Origin of the sequence: Amazonocrinis nigriterrae CENA67 (assembly GCF_016056305.1) — a bacterium.
Taxonomy (GTDB): domain Bacteria; phylum Cyanobacteriota; class Cyanobacteriia; order Cyanobacteriales; family Nostocaceae; genus Amazonocrinis; species Amazonocrinis nigriterrae.
The window spans coordinates 67663-84470 of record NZ_JAECZC010000093.1 but is presented as its reverse complement, the minus strand read 5'-3'; the positions used below and the strand labels follow the sequence as shown (position 1 = coordinate 84470).

Genomic DNA, 16808 nt, shown 5'->3' with positions numbered 1-16808 from the left:
GAAAATTTACCTGCATCATATTAATCATACTCGTCAAGCTTGCATCAGCGCTTGAATATTTCTAAGGAGAAGCTTGCAAATCCAGAGGTATCGAAATTGCGAATACCTCGCAGCAATAAAGTAGGATTTACAAGCCATTCTGCTACTAGAAAAAACTCTGTTTTACTCTCTATATGTTGTGGAATACTGATTGATACCCCATCTTTCAAGTGCAAGCTGAGATAATTCTTATTTAAATCTTCTAGTTGTATCCATTCAGTTGGGACTGCGGGTGATACTATCCAGTCAGGTGTCATCTTGGTTATTATTCCTTGCCAACCAGTAAATTGATTTGCTGGAGGTAGAGTAGGTTCATTCTTTCTTTCTCCTAAATGTTCGGAAATTATCAAAATATCTAAAGTACCGTTCTCGTTATATCTGACAACTGCACTCCTACGCCTATCTTGATATTTAAAACCAGTCTCAAAAAAGAATACTGAACCTGTTTTTACTTCTTGGGAACCCCATGAAAAACTATCGTGAAAATGAAGCGCTTTTATATGAGGTTTTTTATGTGGCCCATAGGTTTCTAATTTGCTTGTGCCATCAGAATAAGTAGAGTAATTCTGATGATTCATTTCACTTCCATCATCGGTTAAGTGGAAGCTTCTGACACATTGATGAGAGCGAATTAATTCACCCTCTAAATTATAAACATTCCAGGTTCCATGCCAGTCTCCAATATGATTACAAAAATTATCCCAGTTTTGAAGTTGGGCATTTGTAATGGCGTCTGAATTCATTGTTACTTTTTGTCTACATTACTATTGCTAAATAATAGCAATTATGCAAAGCGCCTGAAACTGTCTAATAGTAAACCCCGCCCTTAAGGGCGCGGTCTTGATCAATCTTTATTAGCCTGCTTCCAAGGAGTCGGGATCAATCGCCAAGAAGGATTATTTAGAGCCATATCCATATCACGAGCGAAAATAGCAAAACCGTCATAGCCATGATACGGCCCAGAATAATCCCAAGAATGCATCTGACGAAAAGGTAAACCCATTTTTTGGAAGACGTATTTCTCTTTAACACCAGAAGCTACTAAGTCAGGCTTGAGTGCTTTAATCAATTCCTCAAACTCGTAGGAAGTTACATCATCATAAATGATAGTACCGTTTTCAACATAGTTAGTAGTACGTTTGTAGTCGTCATGATGAGCGAACTCATAGCCAGTAGCCACAAGCTTCATACCCAAATCGTTGAATGCAGGAATCACATGACGAGGGCGTAGTCCGCCGACCATCAGCGCCACAGTTTTGTTTTCTAAACGCGATCGATATTTAGCAATGACTGCATCCATTATAGGTTCATACTTAGCAATTACTTTCTGAGCGTTTTCTTGAATCTTGGAGTCAAATCTAGCAGCAATCTGTTGTAAGGAATTAGCAATTGCGGTGGGGCCAAAGAAATTGTATTCTAACCAAGGAACGCCATAAGCTTCTTCCATGTGACGAGTAATATAATTCATTGAACGGTAACAGTGAATTAAATTGAGCTTCACTTGAGGTGTGAGCATCATCTCATTCAGAGTCCCATCACCTGACCATTGAGCAATTACACGCAAGCCAATTTCTTCCAAGAGGATGCGGCTAGACCAAGTATCACCACCAATGTTATAGTCGCCAATGATTGCAACATCATAAGGGCCGGGTTGATAACTGATGAGTTTTCCTTGTTTTTTGGCGCGTTCAGCATAAGGAAACAACCAGTCACGCACAGTATCATTAGCAATGTGATGACCTAGAGACTGAGAAACACCACGAAAGCCTTCACAACGTACAGGAATAATCGGCTTGTTAATCTCTTTACTAGACTTCTTGGCTACGGCTTCGATGTCATCTCCAATCAGACCAATAGGACATTCAGATTGAACGGTAATACCTCGGTTGAGTGGGAAAAGTTCTTCAATTTCTTTGATGATTTTGGTAAGTTTTTTGTCGCCTCCAAATACAATATCCCGTTCTTGGAAGTCAGAGGTGAAATCCATAGTACCAAAGGAATCGATTCCAGTAGTACCAATATAATAGTTACGACGACCAGACCAAGACCAGTAACCACAACCTACAGGCCCATGACTAATGTGAACCATGTCTTTGATTGGGCCCCAGACTACACCTTTGGCACCAGCATAGGAACAACCACGAGCAGTCATTGTACCAGGAATTGATTTGACGTTTGACTTAACGCCACAGTCTGATTTGCCTTGTTCGTAAACATTGAGTTGCTGATCTCGCTTTTCACGAGATTTATCTGGATAAGCTTTGAGAACTTCTTCAATTAGTTGTTTTCTTTGTTGTGCAATGTCAGTTTGTTGTTGATTTGTTTGGTGAAGCATATTTCTATCTCCAAGCTATGTTGATTAGTAATTATTGGTCAGTAAAACTGATGGTACAAAAACAGAAAATAAGGGTCTTTCTAACAAAAGTATGGGAAGCAATAACTCTTAAAATCAGCAATTATTTATTCTTTTTGTTGCTTCCTATTCTTCGCTATATGACCATAGTCATAAACTTCTATAGTTGAAAGCATTAACATATATGCAGTACCTTGATGTTTTAAGATACTGACTACAGTTAGTTGTTATGATGGGCTAATAAAACGTGAGTTTGATGAGTACAGTTATGACCTCTCCCCCAACCCCTCTCCTACAAGGAGAGGGGGGTAAAAGAGTGATTTTTTCGTTGTTCCTCCTTCGCCTTTTAGGAGAGGGAGGTTAGGAGGGAGAGGTTTGTCGAACTCACGTTAATAAAGCATCAAGCAGTTGAAATATTAGAAACTTCAATTAGACATTTAGTATGGCAAACAATCTACCTTTTGCAAAACTATTATGAGATTGTTTGTCATAGATAAATCAGAAGACTAATTTAAGTTTAATTAATAGATTTACAACTTACCTGATATTTAGATGCAGGGCTATATTTGTGAAAGTTACTGCTCAAATCTCTATAGTTCCTGAATTAGGATTCCATGAGAGAAAATCAAGCGAAATCAATTGTGACAATGGCATATCAGAATCAAAGCATTGTCAACAAAGTGCTAAACAATTTGGCACAATTAATACCTATTCAAATGCAAGATTATGAGCTAAGACGGTGTAAAACAGGCTGATGCAGAGAGTTTTTTAGACCTGAAGCTATCCTTAAGATAGACGCATACTTTGACTTTATCAGGTAATGAATTTCTTGGCAAGCTTAAGGAAAAAATCAACATTGCTAAGCTTGTCTAGCTGTTTTGCTGTTGGCTTTGAGGATTTAGAAGTTTTATGCTCATGAGAGTTAATACATTTGCAGCAACTATTTATTATGCTCACAGTCTCGGTTGCAACAGTTACAGATATTCCAGCGCTTATCCCACTGCTCAATTCCTTGTTCACCCAAGAAGCAGAGTTCCAGCCAGATGTAAATAAACAAACCGCAGGCTTGCAGGCAATCGTAACACAGCCTGATGTAGGAGCTATTTTAGTGGCGCGGGATCAAGACAAATTTATCGGTATGGTGAACATTCTATTTACAATTAGCACAGCTCAAGGAGGATTAGTTGCCATTTTAGAAGATATGGTAGTAGATACTGATTATCGAGGTGCTGGTATTGGTTCAGCGCTCATTACTCAAGCGATCGCATTTTGTCAGAGTAAAGGTGTATCTCGGATTACGCTCTTGACAGACGCTGACAATTATTCAGCAATTCATTTCTATGAAAAGCATGGATTTGCTAAATCACCGATGATTCCTCTAAGACGCTTCATTTAACGGTGTTTAAACAAAAATTCAGCCCATAGTAACAAAAGCCAGCGCCGTCAAGGCGCACTCTCTCACAAATCACAAGCCTTCTCGTGTATCGTTAGTGGGTCAGGGAAAGGCGATCATTCAAGCACTATAGAAAGCGATCGCCTTACAGTCAACACAACGGATGCTCCTTAACTGACTGCGATCGCTGCATCATTGGAACTAAACCATCTGGATAGAAGCTAGTATTCCACTATGGGTACAATTCCTGGGCACTGAATGACTACTATTGTTAAATAGCAGTGTAATAGGAAAACATAATATGGAATCCATACAAGACAAATGGGCATTGATAACAGGTAGCAACCGAGGAATCGGGTTGGCAATAGCTCAAGGTCTACTGGCAAAAGGCTATGGAGTGATAATCACTTCACGTTCACTCGATAACGCCAAACAAGTAGCTGAGAAACTGCAAGGTAAGGTGATTCCCATCGAGTTAGATGTCACCAATGATCACTCTATCAACCAAGCAGTAGAAACCCTACACCAGAAGATTGATCACTTAGATGTTTTGATCAATAATGCAGGCGTGTATCCAGACGAGGGTGTGAATATTCTCACCATTCCCCGTGAGTTGCTTGATTCCACAATGAATGCCAATGCTTTTGGCGCAATTCGGATGGTACAGGCATTTTTACCTTTGTTGGAAAAAACTCATGATGCTAGAGTCGTTAATGTTTCAAGCGGATTTGGAGCATTGGAAGGCTTATCTGCCGATGTACCCAGTTACTGCTTATCGAAACTAGCATTAAATGGCGCAACAATTATGCTGGCACAAGCTTTGCACGCCAAAGGGATTATTGTAAATTCCATGTGTCCGGGTTGGGTGAGAACGGATATGGGTGGGCCATCAGCACCAAGATCACCTGAACAAGGAGCTGACACTGCTATCTGGCTGGCTACTGAGGCTCCAGCCAGTGAGAGCGGCAAATTTTTCCGCGATCGCAAAGTAGTTTCTTTTTAGATGCGTTCGCACTGCACCGAAATTATTAAATATTCAAGAAATTTCAGTAAATCACACATTGTTCATGAAAAAGCTTGATTAGAATCACAAACAAGCAGGATGCAAAATAGATATTTATCCCGATTTTCAAGTAAATCAATCTAATTAATAATGTATTTCATAAAAAATCAAAATATTTAACTAGTTGCAATGCAGGATAATCAACTCTAATATGCATATAAATATTAATGCTGGAGTCAAAAGTACATCTTTTTCCAAAAGAAATTCAGACAAAACCGTATTTGTAGGCAACAGTAATCTGGCAATAGACGAAGTAGTGAGTGTAGCACTCATGTTTTTTGACTAGATCCAAACAAAGCTGTAGGTTAATCCACAATCTCTTTAACTTTATACCGAATGAACGGTAGAATTCAGAAGTTGAAGTGATGATGGCTTCCCTGCAAGCTCAGATTGCCAAATTAGAAAAGTAGTTACGCGATAGTCAGATTGTGCTTGACTTATTTTGTGAGTATCTCCAATCTTTGATTTGAGACAGCCCAAACTTCTTTAGGGCTATAACGCCCGACCCGCCAAAGGCGATCGCCCTTCTCCAGTTACTATTTATTACACAATTCATTGATCAATAGGGAGCAATTTCATGGCCCAATCACTATGGTTATTTGGTTCCCGTGCGGACATCGTTGCCGATCACACCACAACCACAGGCAAGTACGATCTGATCGAAGCTTACTTTCCGGTCGGCACACAAACTCCTCTGCATCGCCACAATCGTTATTCCGAACAACTATACGTACTCCAAGGAGAGTTAACAGTTTGGGCAGGTGAGAACAAGGTAGTGTTAAGTACTGGTGAAAGCTTGCTAATTCCTGCTGGCACACCCCACATGGCTGCTGTCCTCAAAGATCAGCCAGCTCGCGTGTTAGTTGTTGCTGCGCCAAGTGGTCTTGCTCGGCTAATTGCAGCAGTGGGTACTGTAGGTAAGGAAGAAGTACCGAATGTAGAGCTAGCTCAACGCATTACCGCCGAAATCGGCGACGAAGTTCTTGCCCCGTCTGGAACTCGACCCTTTACATAATGCTACGAGAACATAGCAATCCTCAAATTGCAAGTAACTGTAGTACATCAAAATCATAGGACTTACACAATTAGTATCCTGAATAAAGGTTAGAGTTATCAGCAGTTCATAGTTAATAATCAAAAATTAAGTCACACAATTGCCAATGATTTCTTGTTTAAGCATTCATTCTGAATTATTTTTATACACAATTCTCAAAGAGAATTTACTTTGTCAGGAGTCAGAATACAGCCTTTAATTCTGTACGAAGCCGCAGATGAATAAGTAAGTTTAAGACCCCACCAAATCTATAATTTGGTGGTTTTCAATTGGACTAGTAGTTGAAGTAAATTTTAAAATGGAAAGATAAACTGATGAGTATGTTACGCTCTCAAAATGAGCATTAATTGAGCATGTCTTTTCCGAGTTCAAAGTATAAAAAAATACTTTAGAAAACGAAGAATTGCTTTTTTAAGCATTAAACGAGCATTTTAGAGAGATAATAGACTGGAGGTATTGATTTTGCGTAGTTCACTCACAAATAACTATAAATTAAATCTGATTCAATGGTACCCAGGACATATTGCCAAAGCTGAAAAGAATCTCAAAGAACAGCTTTCACGGGTAGATGTGGTGCTTGAAGTACGAGATGCTCGGATTCCCTTAGCGACACACCATCCCCAAATGAGTGAGTGGGTGGGCAGTAAAACGCGAATTTTGGTGCTGAATCGGGTAGATATGATTACTCCCCAAGTGCGATCGCTTTGGGTAGACTGGTTCAAAACTCAAAAAGAAGTGCCTTATTTTACCAATGCCCAACAAGGTCAAGGCGTAGCGGCAATTTCCAAAGCAGCACAAGCCGCTGGGGTAGAACTCAATCAAAGAAGACGCGATCGCGGTATGTTACCCCGTCCAGTGCGTGCAGTAGTTATTGGTTTTCCTAATGTTGGTAAATCAGCCTTAATTAACCGTTTGTTGGGACGACGTGTGGTAGAAAGTGCAGCTCGTCCGGGGGTAACTCGTTCTTTACGTTGGGTGCGAATTTCCGAACAATTGGAATTACTGGATGCTCCTGGTGTCATCCCTGCAAAATTACAAAATCAGGATGCTGCTTTGAAATTAGCCATTTGCGACGATATTGGTCAAGCATCCTACGACAATCAACTCGTAGCATCAGCTTTCGTAGATTTAGTGAATGAACTCCAAGCTACGGCTCCTGATTTATTACCACAACTTCCACTACAAACACGTTACGAACTAGACTCCACAAACTATACAGGAGAATCGTACTTACATGCTTTAGCAGAGCATCGTTACAAAGGTGATGTAGAAAGAGCTGCTAGGCAACTTTTAACAGATTTTCGCAAAGGATTATTGGGTACTATACCTTTGGAATTACCTGTTAATTAGGGAAGGGGAAGGGGAAGGGGAAGGCAATATGGTTCTGTTAAGGCTAAAACTTTTAGTAAAAGTCAAATTTTTAGGACTTACGCAACACTACACACCAAGAGGAGCAATTCATCAATTGCCGCTACATGAGAATAAGGGTTTTGGCTATCAAGAACGCAGAAAAAAGAAAGAAATGCTTAATTGAACTGTATTGAGTTATAAGGAAAAGGGGAACTTACAAGGCGAAGACTTAAACCAGTCAATCTTCTTTATTATTCCCTTCCCCTTCCTCCTCTTCCCCTTCCCCTTCCCATACTCATGACTGAACTCACGTTACGCCTTCAACAGGGAGATACCGAAACATCGGTGACTGTGAATCACGATCAATTCACGATTGGTCGTTTACCGGAATGTGACTTGTACCTACCCTATGGAGGTGTTTCCCGTAAACATGCCCAGCTGGTGAAAATGGCTGATGGTAGGTGGATAATTGAGGATTTGGGCAGTAAAAACGGAACGCAAGTTAATCAAACTATTGTCACTACCAGCCAACAGTTACACCACGGCGATATTATTTGGCTGGGGAATGTGAACTTGGTAGTGTTGTTTGCTCACCCTGCTACAGATTTGCCAGATAATTATACGGTTGTTCCCGAACCCACTGAGCAAAGAACGATTTTTCGCAACGTCGAACAACTGCAACAACAATGGATAAAAGCTGATAGTAAGAATGGTGAAACCAGCAATAAAGACAAAACCATCGCCCGTCTTAAAGATTTGGTAGATATAGCCAAAAATCTTTGTGCAGCAGCATCCATCGAAGAGATTTTCTTTCAGGTGCAACAAGTTGCATTTCGTTACCTTAATAGTATTGACCGCTTGGCATTATTAATTGATGTTAGTGGCAGCGGTCACTTAGAATTAGTCAATGCTGGTAGTAGAAACATTTATGAACAGCAATATCTAGCAACTAATGGAAATTGGATTAGTCGTAGTATCTGCCAAAATGTATTTGAAGCAAAACTTGCTGTTCAAACTGCTGATACTCATAAAGATAAACGGTTTGCTGGAGAACACAGTATTTTGGTCAAAGGCATTCGCAGCGCTATGGCAGTGCCTTTATGGGATGAAAATAAAGTTGTGGGTGTTCTCTATGCCGATGGTCATATTTCTTCTTACCATTGGGAAAATGACGGCGAGGAAGAACTCAGCTTTTTTTCGGCTTTAGCAAACCTTGTTGCTTCCAGCGTACAACGTTGGCTCTTGGCAGAGAAACTCAAAACTGAAGAAGTCATTCGTCACCGCCTAGAACGCTATCATTCTCCATCTGTTGTACAGCAGTTAATAGCTGTAGGTGGGTTGCCAGATGGTCGTTTAGCCCCCACAGAAAGCGAAATCAGCATTTTGTTCGCTGATTTGGTTGGCTTTACAGCGATTTCTGAAAGATTAACACCAACTGCGATCGCTCAATTATTGAATAATTTATTTGAAGAGATGTTGCAAGAAGTGTTTGCCTGTGGTGGGACTTTGGATAAGTATATTGGCGATTGTATTATGGCATTTTTTGGCGCTCCAGAATTGCAAGCAGATCATGCCGATCGCGCTACCGCCGCCGCTAAAGGTATGCTGACTCGTCTTAAATATCTCAATGCCAATAATTTCTGGCAGGAACCCTTACAATTACGTATTGCGATTAATAGTGGTAAAGCAGTCGTCGGAGATGTCGGTAGTTCCCAAAGAGTAGACTATACAGCATTAGGAGCTACGATTAATCTAGCTGCCCGTATGGAAGCAGTTTGTCCTCCCGACGAATGCGTCATTAGTGAAGTCACCCATAAAATGCTTTCGCAATCTGAGGATTTTTACGAAATGGGTGATTATCGTTTCAAAGGTATTGATAGATTAGTAAAAGTTTATCAGACAAAATTGTATTAATGGTCAGTGGTCAGTGGTCAGTGGAAAAACAACTAACAACTAATAATGGTCAGTGGTCAGTGGTCAGTGGAAAAACAACTAACAACTGACAACTGACAACTGACAATTCCCCAATAAAAATACATACCAAAATTGTATATTTTGTTTCTATTTTAATTGCGAAATTGTAATATCTTGCAACCACTTCTGAACTAAAAGACTAGAATTTGGGTGGTGGCTTCCCCAATTAATATGTGTAACACTAGGAAGCTACCTGAAGCTACTTTTTAACGGGAGGTCAGGCAATGGCTATCGCCACCATTAATCCCGCCACTGGGGAAACGCTCAAAACCTTTGAGCCGCTCAAGGATGCAGAAATCGCCGCTAAACTGGATTTGGCAGGTGAGGCTTTTGAGCAGTACCGTCAAACTAGTTTTGAGGAGCGATCGCACTGGTTGTTAAAAGCTGCGGATATCTTAGAACAAGAAAAAGCAGACTTTGCTAAATTAATGACTCTGGAAATGGGTAAGCCTTTTAAGGCAGCAGTCTCAGAAGTCGAAAAATGTGCTACTGTCTGTCGCTTCTATGCCGAAGAAGCTGCTAATTTTCTGGCTGATGTGCCTGTAAATACCGATGCAAGTCATAGTTTTGTGCGCTACCAGCCATTAGGTGTGGTTCTTGCGGTGATGCCGTGGAATTTCCCTTTTTGGCAAGTGTTCCGCTTTGCTGCACCGGCACTGATGGCGGGTAATGTCGGCTTACTGAAACATGCTTCTAATGTGCCGCAGTGTGCCTTAGCAATAGAAGATATTATTCAACGGGCAGGTTTTCCCAAAGCTGTGTTTCAAACACTGTTGATAGGTGCTGCGAAAGTTGCTGACATCATGGCTGATGACCGAGTAAAAGCTGCTACCTTAACAGGAAGCGAACCAGCGGGTGCATCCCTCGCCGCCGCCGCCGGCAAACAAATTAAAAAAACCGTTTTGGAATTGGGAGGAAGTGATCCATTTATCGTCTTACCAAGTGCTGATTTAGAGACAGCAGTTGTCACAGCCACTAGAGCACGGATGTTGAATAACGGGCAATCTTGCATTGCAGCGAAACGTTTTATCGTAGCAGAAGCGATCGCAGATAAGTTTGAAAAGCTGCTATTGGAAAAATTCGAGACGCTAAAAGTCGGCGATCCAATAGAATTAGACACCGACTTAGGCCCCTTAGCAACCCCTGATATTCTGCAAGATTTAGACCAGCAAGTGCAAACCGCCCTCAAAAGTGGTGGAAAAGTCCTCACGGGTGGACATCCCTTATCAAATCGTCCTGGAAACTTTTATCCGCCAACCATTATCATAGATATTCCTCTTGATGCACCAATTGCCCAAGAAGAATTCTTTGGCCCGGTGGCTTTATTATTCCGTGTACCTGATATCGATGCTGCTATTAAACTCGCTAATGCTACACCCTTTGGCTTAGGTGCAAGTGCTTGGACAACCGACGATCAAGAACGCGATCGCTTGGTTGAGGAAATTGAAGCTGGTGCAGTGTTTATCAACGGTTTAGTGAAATCTGACCCCCGCTTACCCTTTGGTGGTATTAAGCGTTCTGGCTATGGCAGAGAATTGAGTATCCAGGGTATACATGAATTCGTCAATGTTAAAACTGTGTGGGTGAAGTGATTAGGGATTGGGGAATGGGTAATGGGTAATGGGTAATAGGTAATGGGTAATGGGTGATGGGCCAGATGTGATGACTAATAGTAAAATCCAATTCCCAATTCCCAATTCCCAATTCCCAATTCCCATATTTTTATTGTGAGTAAGGAAATAAAATGAATACAGCTGAATTGTTGGTGCAGTGCCTAGAAAATGAAGGTGTGCAATACGTTTTTGGACTTCCTGGCGAAGAAAATCTGCACGTTTTAGAAGCACTTAAACATTCTTCCATAAAATTTATTACTACTCGTCATGAACAGGGTGCGGCATTCATGGCGGATGTCTACGGACGCTTAACAGGTAAAGCTGGAGTCTGTCTTTCTACTCTTGGGCCTGGGGCAACTAACTTGATGACTGGGGTGGCAGATGCTAACCTCGATGGTGCGCCTTTGGTGGCAATCACCGGTCAAGTGGGAACAGATAGAATGCACATTGAATCCCATCAATATTTAGATTTGGTGGCAATGTTTGCACCCGTGACTAAGTGGAATAAGCAAATTGTCAGACCGAGTATTACACCAGAAGTTGTGCGGAAAGCATTCAAGCGATCGCAAAGTGAAAAACCTGGTGCTGTTCACATCGATTTACCAGAAAATATTGCTGCTATGCCTGTCGAAGGCAAACCTTTGCGTAAAGATGAAATTGAAAAAACTTATGCATCTTTTGCTAGCATTCGGGCAGCAGCAGCAGTTATTTCTCAGGCAGTTAACCCCATTATCTTAGTAGGAAACGGTGCAATTCGCGCTCAAGCAAGTGATGCAGTAACGCAATTTGCCACCCAAATGAATATTCCTGTTGCCAATACATTCATGGGTAAAGGTGTGATTCCCTACACTCATCATTTAGCTTTGTGGTCAGTGGGATTACAACAAAGAGATTTCATTACCTGCGGTTTTGACAACACAGATTTAGTAATTGCTATTGGCTATGATTTAATCGAATTTTCTCCGAAAAAATGGAATCCTGATGGCAAAATACCCATTGTACATATTGGGTTAAATCCGGCGGAAATTGATAGTAGTTATATTCCCCATGCTGAAGTCGTGGGAGATATTTCTGATTCTCTCTATGAAATCTTAAAACTCGCAGACCGTCAGGGTAAACCTAATCCTTTTGCCATTAGTTTACGGGGAAATATTCGTGCTGATTATGAACAGTATGCCCATGATGAAGGTTATCCCATCAAACCACAAAAATTAATTTATGACTTACGGCAGGTAATGGGGCCAGATGATATTGTTATCTCTGATGTTGGCGCACATAAAATGTGGATGGCGCGTCATTATCATTGCTATAGCCCTAATACTTGTATTATTTCCAATGGCTTTGCGGCCATGGGTATTGCCATTCCCGGTGCTTTAGCAGCAAAACTAGTTTATCCTGACCGCAAAGTTGTAGCGGTGACTGGTGATGGCGGTTTTATGATGAATTGCCAGGAATTAGAAACAGCCTTGCGTGTTGGTACTCCGTTTGTCACCTTAATTTTTAATGATGGTGGCTATGGGTTAATTGAGTGGAAACAAGAAAATCAATTTGGCAGAGGAAATTCCTCATTTGTGCATTTTGGTAATCCAGATTTTGTCAAATTAGCCGAAAGTATGGGTTTAAAAGGTTATCGAGTTGAATCTACTCTTGATTTAATACCTGTACTTAAAGAAGCCCTTTCTCAAGATGTGCCTGCTGTAATTGATTGTCCTGTAGACTATCGAGAAAACCGCCTCTTTACCCAAAAAGCTGGCGAGTTGAGTTGTGCTGTGTAATTCAGTGAAGAGTTAGGAGTTAGGAGTTATATCAAGTTCGGCTAATTACTTACGATATAGTAGGTTTGCCTGGTAATAGGTAATGGGTAATGGGTAATGGGTGATAGGTAATGGGCCAGATGTGATGACTAATAGTAAAATCCAATTACCAATTACCTATTCCCAATTCCCAATTCCCAAACTGAATAATACGCTATCAAAAAAAATTAAAACAGCTCCTCAATTTCCCGCTCATTATTTAGCACGCCTAACAAAACTTCGCCTTTTAGTGGCGTACCATCTCTAACCGTGCTTTCCTGTAATTGTGGGGGTTGTGAATCACTTTCGTCAATTTTGGCAGGAATCAAAATCAGACTTATTCCAACTAGCACTATTACCGCACCAATGAAACTGCGAACTGAAAAGGTTTCGCCGAGGAGCAAAAAGGCGAAAATTGCCCCGAAAACAGGTTCTAGAGCCAAGAATAGCGCCACCTCGTGGGCAGATATCCATTGCTGTGCAAGGGTTTGGAATAAAAGCACTAAGACAGTGGCAACTACGCTAAGGTAAATTAATACACCTAAACTTGCTTGAATGGTTTCAATGTGTTGAGTCAGTTCGGGAGCTGCCCACAATAAGCCTAACACTGCTACAACCCAAAGCTGGATTGTCACCAACGGTATAGGTGAGTGGTTTGGCGAAAACACCTCCAGCACAATGATATAAGCAGCATCGCTGAGGGCAGAACTCAATAACCATAAGTTGCCGATCGCAGACTCTCCACTCTTCCAAGACATCACCCCAATTCCAGTAAAAGCCAGGATCACTGCTAATAGCGCCCTCATGGATATGCGCTTGCGAAACAGTAGCTCAAACAGGGTGACAAAGACCATGTTGAGACCGAAGATAAATGAAGCTTGGTTAGCAGAGATAGTTTCCAATCCAATGGTTGCAGTAGCAAAGACCCCGAAAAGTAATACTCCGAGCATTGCTCCGTCACGCACTAACTTTACATTCAGATTACGAAGGAACGGGGTAAGAATTATTGCCGCAATTGTGAAGCGAATTGCGAATTGTGTAGCTGGTGAAAGACTAGCGATCGCCTCTTTAATTGCCGCAGGAATAGTTCCCAAAATTAAAGCTGTAACAACGATCAATACAAGTCCCAGAGTGTGTTTGTGAGTTTCTGTAATAAATGTCATAGACTATCTGTCTTTCATTATTCCCAATCCCCATCTTCTCAGGCAAAGTGCGATCGCACTGCCACGCCGCTATGGTAGATTGCATCTAAGCACATTTGTTGTCGTTTGTTTTCGTCTCTCCATGCCTGACGAATTTCTTCTGACAGACTGTGGAGGGGATCGAAATACATGAAGTACTTACCTGGCTTGACCGATGGCGCTGTGTAGACACTAACGCCTGTTTCAGGATTATAGTATTCAAAAGAATGAATGCAACGCTTGCCACCACCGCCAGGGGCATCTAAAACAAATGTTGGGGTGTTGAAACCGGCAGTCACACCACGTACATTCTTTTCAATTTCTATGGTAGTTTGCACAGAAGTACGAAGATCTTCGACACCTTGTACCATGTCGTGTTGGTAGACATAATAAGGTTGGACGTTAATATAGCTCAATCGTTTGACGAGCAGCTGCATTTCTTCAGAAGTGTCATTGACACCACGTAGAAGTACTGACTGGTTACGTATAACTATACCACGCTCAAACAACTTATCTATAGCAAGTTTGGATATCATCGTGATTTCTTGAGCGTTATTGAAGTGGGTGTGGATGGCTACTTGCTTGTGTAGTTTACGTCCTAAACAAACTACTTCCGTGAGTGCATCTACCCACTTCTCATCGCTGAGAATTTTCATTGGCATGACCGCAAGCCCTTTGGTTGCAAAGCGAATGCGTTGAATATGGGGTATTTGAAGTAGCCGAAAACCTATTTTTTTAATAGCCTCAGCCGATAAGTTATATGTGTCACCACCACTAATGACTATATCTTCCAGCTCTGGACAGGACTCAATATATTGAAATGCGGTTTCCCAATGTTTAGAATTGAGGTATAAATCCATTTTCTTAACAGTTTCAGTGTCCGCGCCAACAGCATAGCTGCGCGTGCAGAAACGACAGTAAACTGGGCATGAATTTACTGTTAAAAAAAGTGCTTTGTCACTGTAGCGGTGTGTCAGACCTGATACTGGAGAATCTTTCTGCTCATGTAGAGAGTCAAGTGTCAGCATCGGGTGGTCTTCAATCAGTCGGTTGCTTGCGGGTATAAACTGTTTGCGAATTGGGTCATTCCAAGGGTCGTTCCAGTCAATCAGACTCAGCAAATAGGGAGTGACACGAACAGTCATTGGTGCCAAATGAAATCCCTTGGTAATAGCTAGAAGAAAATCGTCGCTAACAAAGTATTCTATTGTCTCGACGAGCTTTTTCAAGTCGGAAATTGAATTCTTTATTTGCCATTTGTAGTCGATAAATTCGTCTTGAGAAACTTCGGCAAAAGCAGGAAATTTACGCCAAAATTCGCCTTCTTGAAGCTCACGATGCTTAAGATTTTTCATTTTTATTTTTTCCATAAAAATTAGCTATAGTCTATAGTTTAAAGTAAAAGGTTACAATTTAAGCAGCACTTTGATTTACTCTTTCTACTTTTTTTCTGATTCTTGCAATTTAGCAGTCGGCTGCGAGATTTTTGCCAAAAGACTATGCAATTTCCAGGGCGAACGCATCTAAATTTCACAAAAATATATTGACAAAAAACTAAACTCATGTGGTCAATGAAAGAATCGGATTTATAGCGATCGCTTCTTTCCCATATAAGTATAAACCAGTAATAATCAAGACTTAGTACTAAGTCAATAAGCTATGCCTAATGCGATTATTTCAGAGTTTATTGATAATAGACTACTTTTATTGACAAGATGCATTCGCCCTGGCAGAAAAGCCAGTGCGTTGCAAAGGACAGTTGCACAGTCAGGGTTTCCCGACTTGAGCGAACTGTCCATTGGGGTTCTCACAGCAGTTGCTCATGTTGAATGAATCATGCGTATTACTTGATAAACATTCTGTAAATCTTGATTATATAACTCAGTAGATCCCTGTCTTTAGAATTAGGTAATTTATTGGTTATCCTTAAGTACAAAAAATACTAATTTATTTTTAATTTAATTTATTTTCCACATATTTACTAAACTTTAGTAAATATTTCATGCGTCATTCAAAAGCGGTAGGTTTAGCTGTAATTTTAATATTTATTGGAATAATAGTATTAAGTCATACACCAATCAAGGTGATGGCGCATGAAAAAATAGAAGCTGAGAAGGTAGCCTACATGTCATCTTTTAAATCAAACAGTAATAATACCGTTCAAGTAGATCAAATTCAATTTGAAACAGTGATGCCTGAGCGTGTACTCCGAATTCCACCAAAGTTGTCTAATGCTAAAACTCAGGTTCAGTTTGGCATTCGTATCACTAATAACAGAGCAAAACCTTGTAATTTCTTACTCTTCGCAGCGCGTCCAGAATTCTTCAAATTAAACAAACAAAAGGTGTCACAGTTTGGGCCTATTGCTAACAGATCTGCATCTCCAGAATTATCTGATTTTAAATTATTGTTGTCTGGAGAAAGTGTGAATTTCTTAGTTGAAGGATATTTTGAATGGTTTAAAAATGAACTGAAGTTTAAATTTATGAGAAAAGATGCTACCTACTGGTGGTATGGCAATTTTGAATCTGGTACATACTCGATTAATGTCATATATGAAAATCCTTATCCTGCCTGGGAACAAGCTAGTTGGGGAGATGGAATTATTTCTTTAATGCCAATGCGAAAGCTGCCAAGAAACAATTACCTACCACCTGAGATTCTCAAAATAGAAGATGTCTGGGTGGGTGAGATATTTACTTTACCTCTTGAGTTTCGCCTTATCCAATAGTGAACTGAATTTTAGTTAGAATTTCGATCTATTTGGAACGCAAGCAAGACTAAGGCACATAATTTAATTTTAGATACAATCTTATCTGTAGGTTTATTGGGAATGGCATCTTACCTAGCTTTGTTAGGATGGTGTCTGTGGCAAGTATTCAAGTCTCCTTACCGTGGAATTGAAGCAGTCTTGATTGCTTACTTTGTCTTTACCTTTACGTGGTTTGAATGCGCCCAATTTACGCATATAGCTTGGTGGACACTTAGTATATGT

13 protein-coding genes are annotated in these 16808 nt (G+C 40.7%); 9 read left to right on the top strand and 4 right to left on the bottom strand.

Translation table 11 applies throughout. From position 1 onward, the window contains the following. Positions 1 to 44: 44 nt before the first annotated feature. Positions 45 to 782 carry a DUF3598 family protein gene (locus I8748_RS29950; protein ID WP_198128126.1) on the bottom strand — a complete coding sequence of 246 codons (738 nt, stop codon included), beginning with the start codon at positions 780 to 782 and terminating at the stop codon, positions 45 to 47. 101 nt (positions 783 to 883) lie between these two features. Further along, complete coding sequence (nifD, locus tag I8748_RS29945) at positions 884 to 2374, bottom strand: nitrogenase molybdenum-iron protein alpha chain (protein ID WP_198128125.1); 1491 nt, start codon at positions 2372 to 2374, stop codon at positions 884 to 886. 967 nt (positions 2375 to 3341) lie between these two features. On the opposite strand from nifD, the gene I8748_RS29940 reads away from it, so the two are divergent. The 7 genes from I8748_RS29940 to I8748_RS29905 all read left to right on the top strand — a co-directional run bounded on the left by I8748_RS29940 (position 3342) and on the right by I8748_RS29905 (position 12614). Then, a complete protein-coding gene (locus tag I8748_RS29940; RefSeq protein ID WP_198128124.1) occupies positions 3342 to 3788 on the top strand; it encodes a GNAT family N-acetyltransferase in 447 nt (148 codons plus the stop codon). A gap of 298 nt (positions 3789 to 4086) precedes the next feature. Beyond that, complete coding sequence (locus I8748_RS29935; protein WP_198128123.1) at positions 4087 to 4788, top strand: SDR family NAD(P)-dependent oxidoreductase; 702 nt, start codon at positions 4087 to 4089, stop codon at positions 4786 to 4788. 637 nt (positions 4789 to 5425) lie between these two features. Next, the gene (locus I8748_RS29930; protein WP_198128122.1) at positions 5426 to 5863 is read left to right on the top strand and encodes a cupin domain-containing protein; all 438 of its coding nucleotides are present in this window, start codon (positions 5426 to 5428) and stop codon (positions 5861 to 5863) included. Positions 5864 to 6364: 501 nt separating this feature from the next. After that, on the top strand, positions 6365 to 7252 hold the full coding sequence (ylqF, locus tag I8748_RS29925) for a ribosome biogenesis GTPase YlqF (RefSeq protein ID WP_198128121.1): 888 nt from the start codon (positions 6365 to 6367) through the stop codon (positions 7250 to 7252). Positions 7253 to 7549: 297 nt separating this feature from the next. Further along, complete coding sequence (locus tag I8748_RS29915) at positions 7550 to 9166, top strand: adenylate/guanylate cyclase domain-containing protein (protein ID WP_198128119.1); 1617 nt, start codon at positions 7550 to 7552, stop codon at positions 9164 to 9166. Positions 9167 to 9450: 284 nt separating this feature from the next. Continuing rightward, positions 9451 to 10818, top strand: coding sequence for an NAD-dependent succinate-semialdehyde dehydrogenase (locus I8748_RS29910; RefSeq protein WP_198128118.1), 1368 nt, complete (start codon positions 9451 to 9453; stop codon positions 10816 to 10818). Positions 10819 to 10970: 152 nt separating this feature from the next. Beyond that, entirely contained in the window at positions 10971 to 12614 is a 1644-nt protein-coding gene (locus I8748_RS29905; protein ID WP_198128117.1) for an acetolactate synthase large subunit, read from the top strand. Between the two features lie 206 nt (positions 12615 to 12820). On the opposite strand, the gene I8748_RS29900 is transcribed toward I8748_RS29905, so the two are convergent. Both I8748_RS29900 and I8748_RS29895 read right to left on the bottom strand, forming a co-directional pair. After that, positions 12821 to 13795, bottom strand: coding sequence for a DMT family transporter (locus I8748_RS29900; protein WP_198128116.1), 975 nt, complete (start codon positions 13793 to 13795; stop codon positions 12821 to 12823). A gap of 38 nt (positions 13796 to 13833) precedes the next feature. Beyond that, positions 13834 to 15168 (bottom strand): KamA family radical SAM protein, encoded by a 1335-nt coding sequence (locus I8748_RS29895; protein WP_198128115.1) that lies wholly within the window; start codon positions 15166 to 15168, stop codon positions 13834 to 13836. Between the two features lie 304 nt (positions 15169 to 15472). On the opposite strand from I8748_RS29895, the gene I8748_RS29890 reads away from it, so the two are divergent. Further along, positions 15473 to 15646 (top strand): hypothetical protein, encoded by a 174-nt coding sequence (locus I8748_RS29890; protein WP_198128114.1) that lies wholly within the window; start codon positions 15473 to 15475, stop codon positions 15644 to 15646. Positions 15647 to 15815: 169 nt separating this feature from the next. After that, the gene (locus tag I8748_RS29885; RefSeq protein ID WP_198128113.1) at positions 15816 to 16544 is read left to right on the top strand and encodes a hypothetical protein; all 729 of its coding nucleotides are present in this window, start codon (positions 15816 to 15818) and stop codon (positions 16542 to 16544) included. Positions 16545 to 16808 lie beyond the last annotated feature (264 nt).

Bases quoted from the DNA above. Each gene is read 5' to 3' on its own strand.
- I8748_RS29950 (WP_198128126.1), bottom strand. From the start codon at position 782: ATGAATTCAGACGCCATTACAAATGCCCAACTTCAAAACTGGGATAAT.
- I8748_RS29910 (WP_198128118.1), top strand. From the start codon at position 9,451: ATGGCTATCGCCACCATTAATCCCGCCACTGGGGAAACGCTCAAAACC.
- I8748_RS29940 (WP_198128124.1), top strand. From the start codon at position 3,342: ATGCTCACAGTCTCGGTTGCAACAGTTACAGATATTCCAGCGCTTATC.
- nifD (WP_198128125.1), bottom strand. From the start codon at position 2,374: ATGCTTCACCAAACAAATCAACAACAAACTGACATTGCACAACAAAGA.
- I8748_RS29935 (WP_198128123.1), top strand. From the start codon at position 4,087: ATGGAATCCATACAAGACAAATGGGCATTGATAACAGGTAGCAACCGA.
- I8748_RS29915 (WP_198128119.1), top strand. From the start codon at position 7,550: ATGACTGAACTCACGTTACGCCTTCAACAGGGAGATACCGAAACATCG.
- I8748_RS29890 (WP_198128114.1), top strand. From the start codon at position 15,473: ATGCCTAATGCGATTATTTCAGAGTTTATTGATAATAGACTACTTTTA.
- I8748_RS29885 (WP_198128113.1), top strand. From the start codon at position 15,816: ATGCGTCATTCAAAAGCGGTAGGTTTAGCTGTAATTTTAATATTTATT.
- I8748_RS29930 (WP_198128122.1), top strand. From the start codon at position 5,426: ATGGCCCAATCACTATGGTTATTTGGTTCCCGTGCGGACATCGTTGCC.
- I8748_RS29905 (WP_198128117.1), top strand. From the start codon at position 10,971: ATGAATACAGCTGAATTGTTGGTGCAGTGCCTAGAAAATGAAGGTGTG.
- I8748_RS29895 (WP_198128115.1), bottom strand. From the start codon at position 15,168: ATGAAAAATCTTAAGCATCGTGAGCTTCAAGAAGGCGAATTTTGGCGT.
- I8748_RS29900 (WP_198128116.1), bottom strand. From the start codon at position 13,795: ATGACATTTATTACAGAAACTCACAAACACACTCTGGGACTTGTATTG.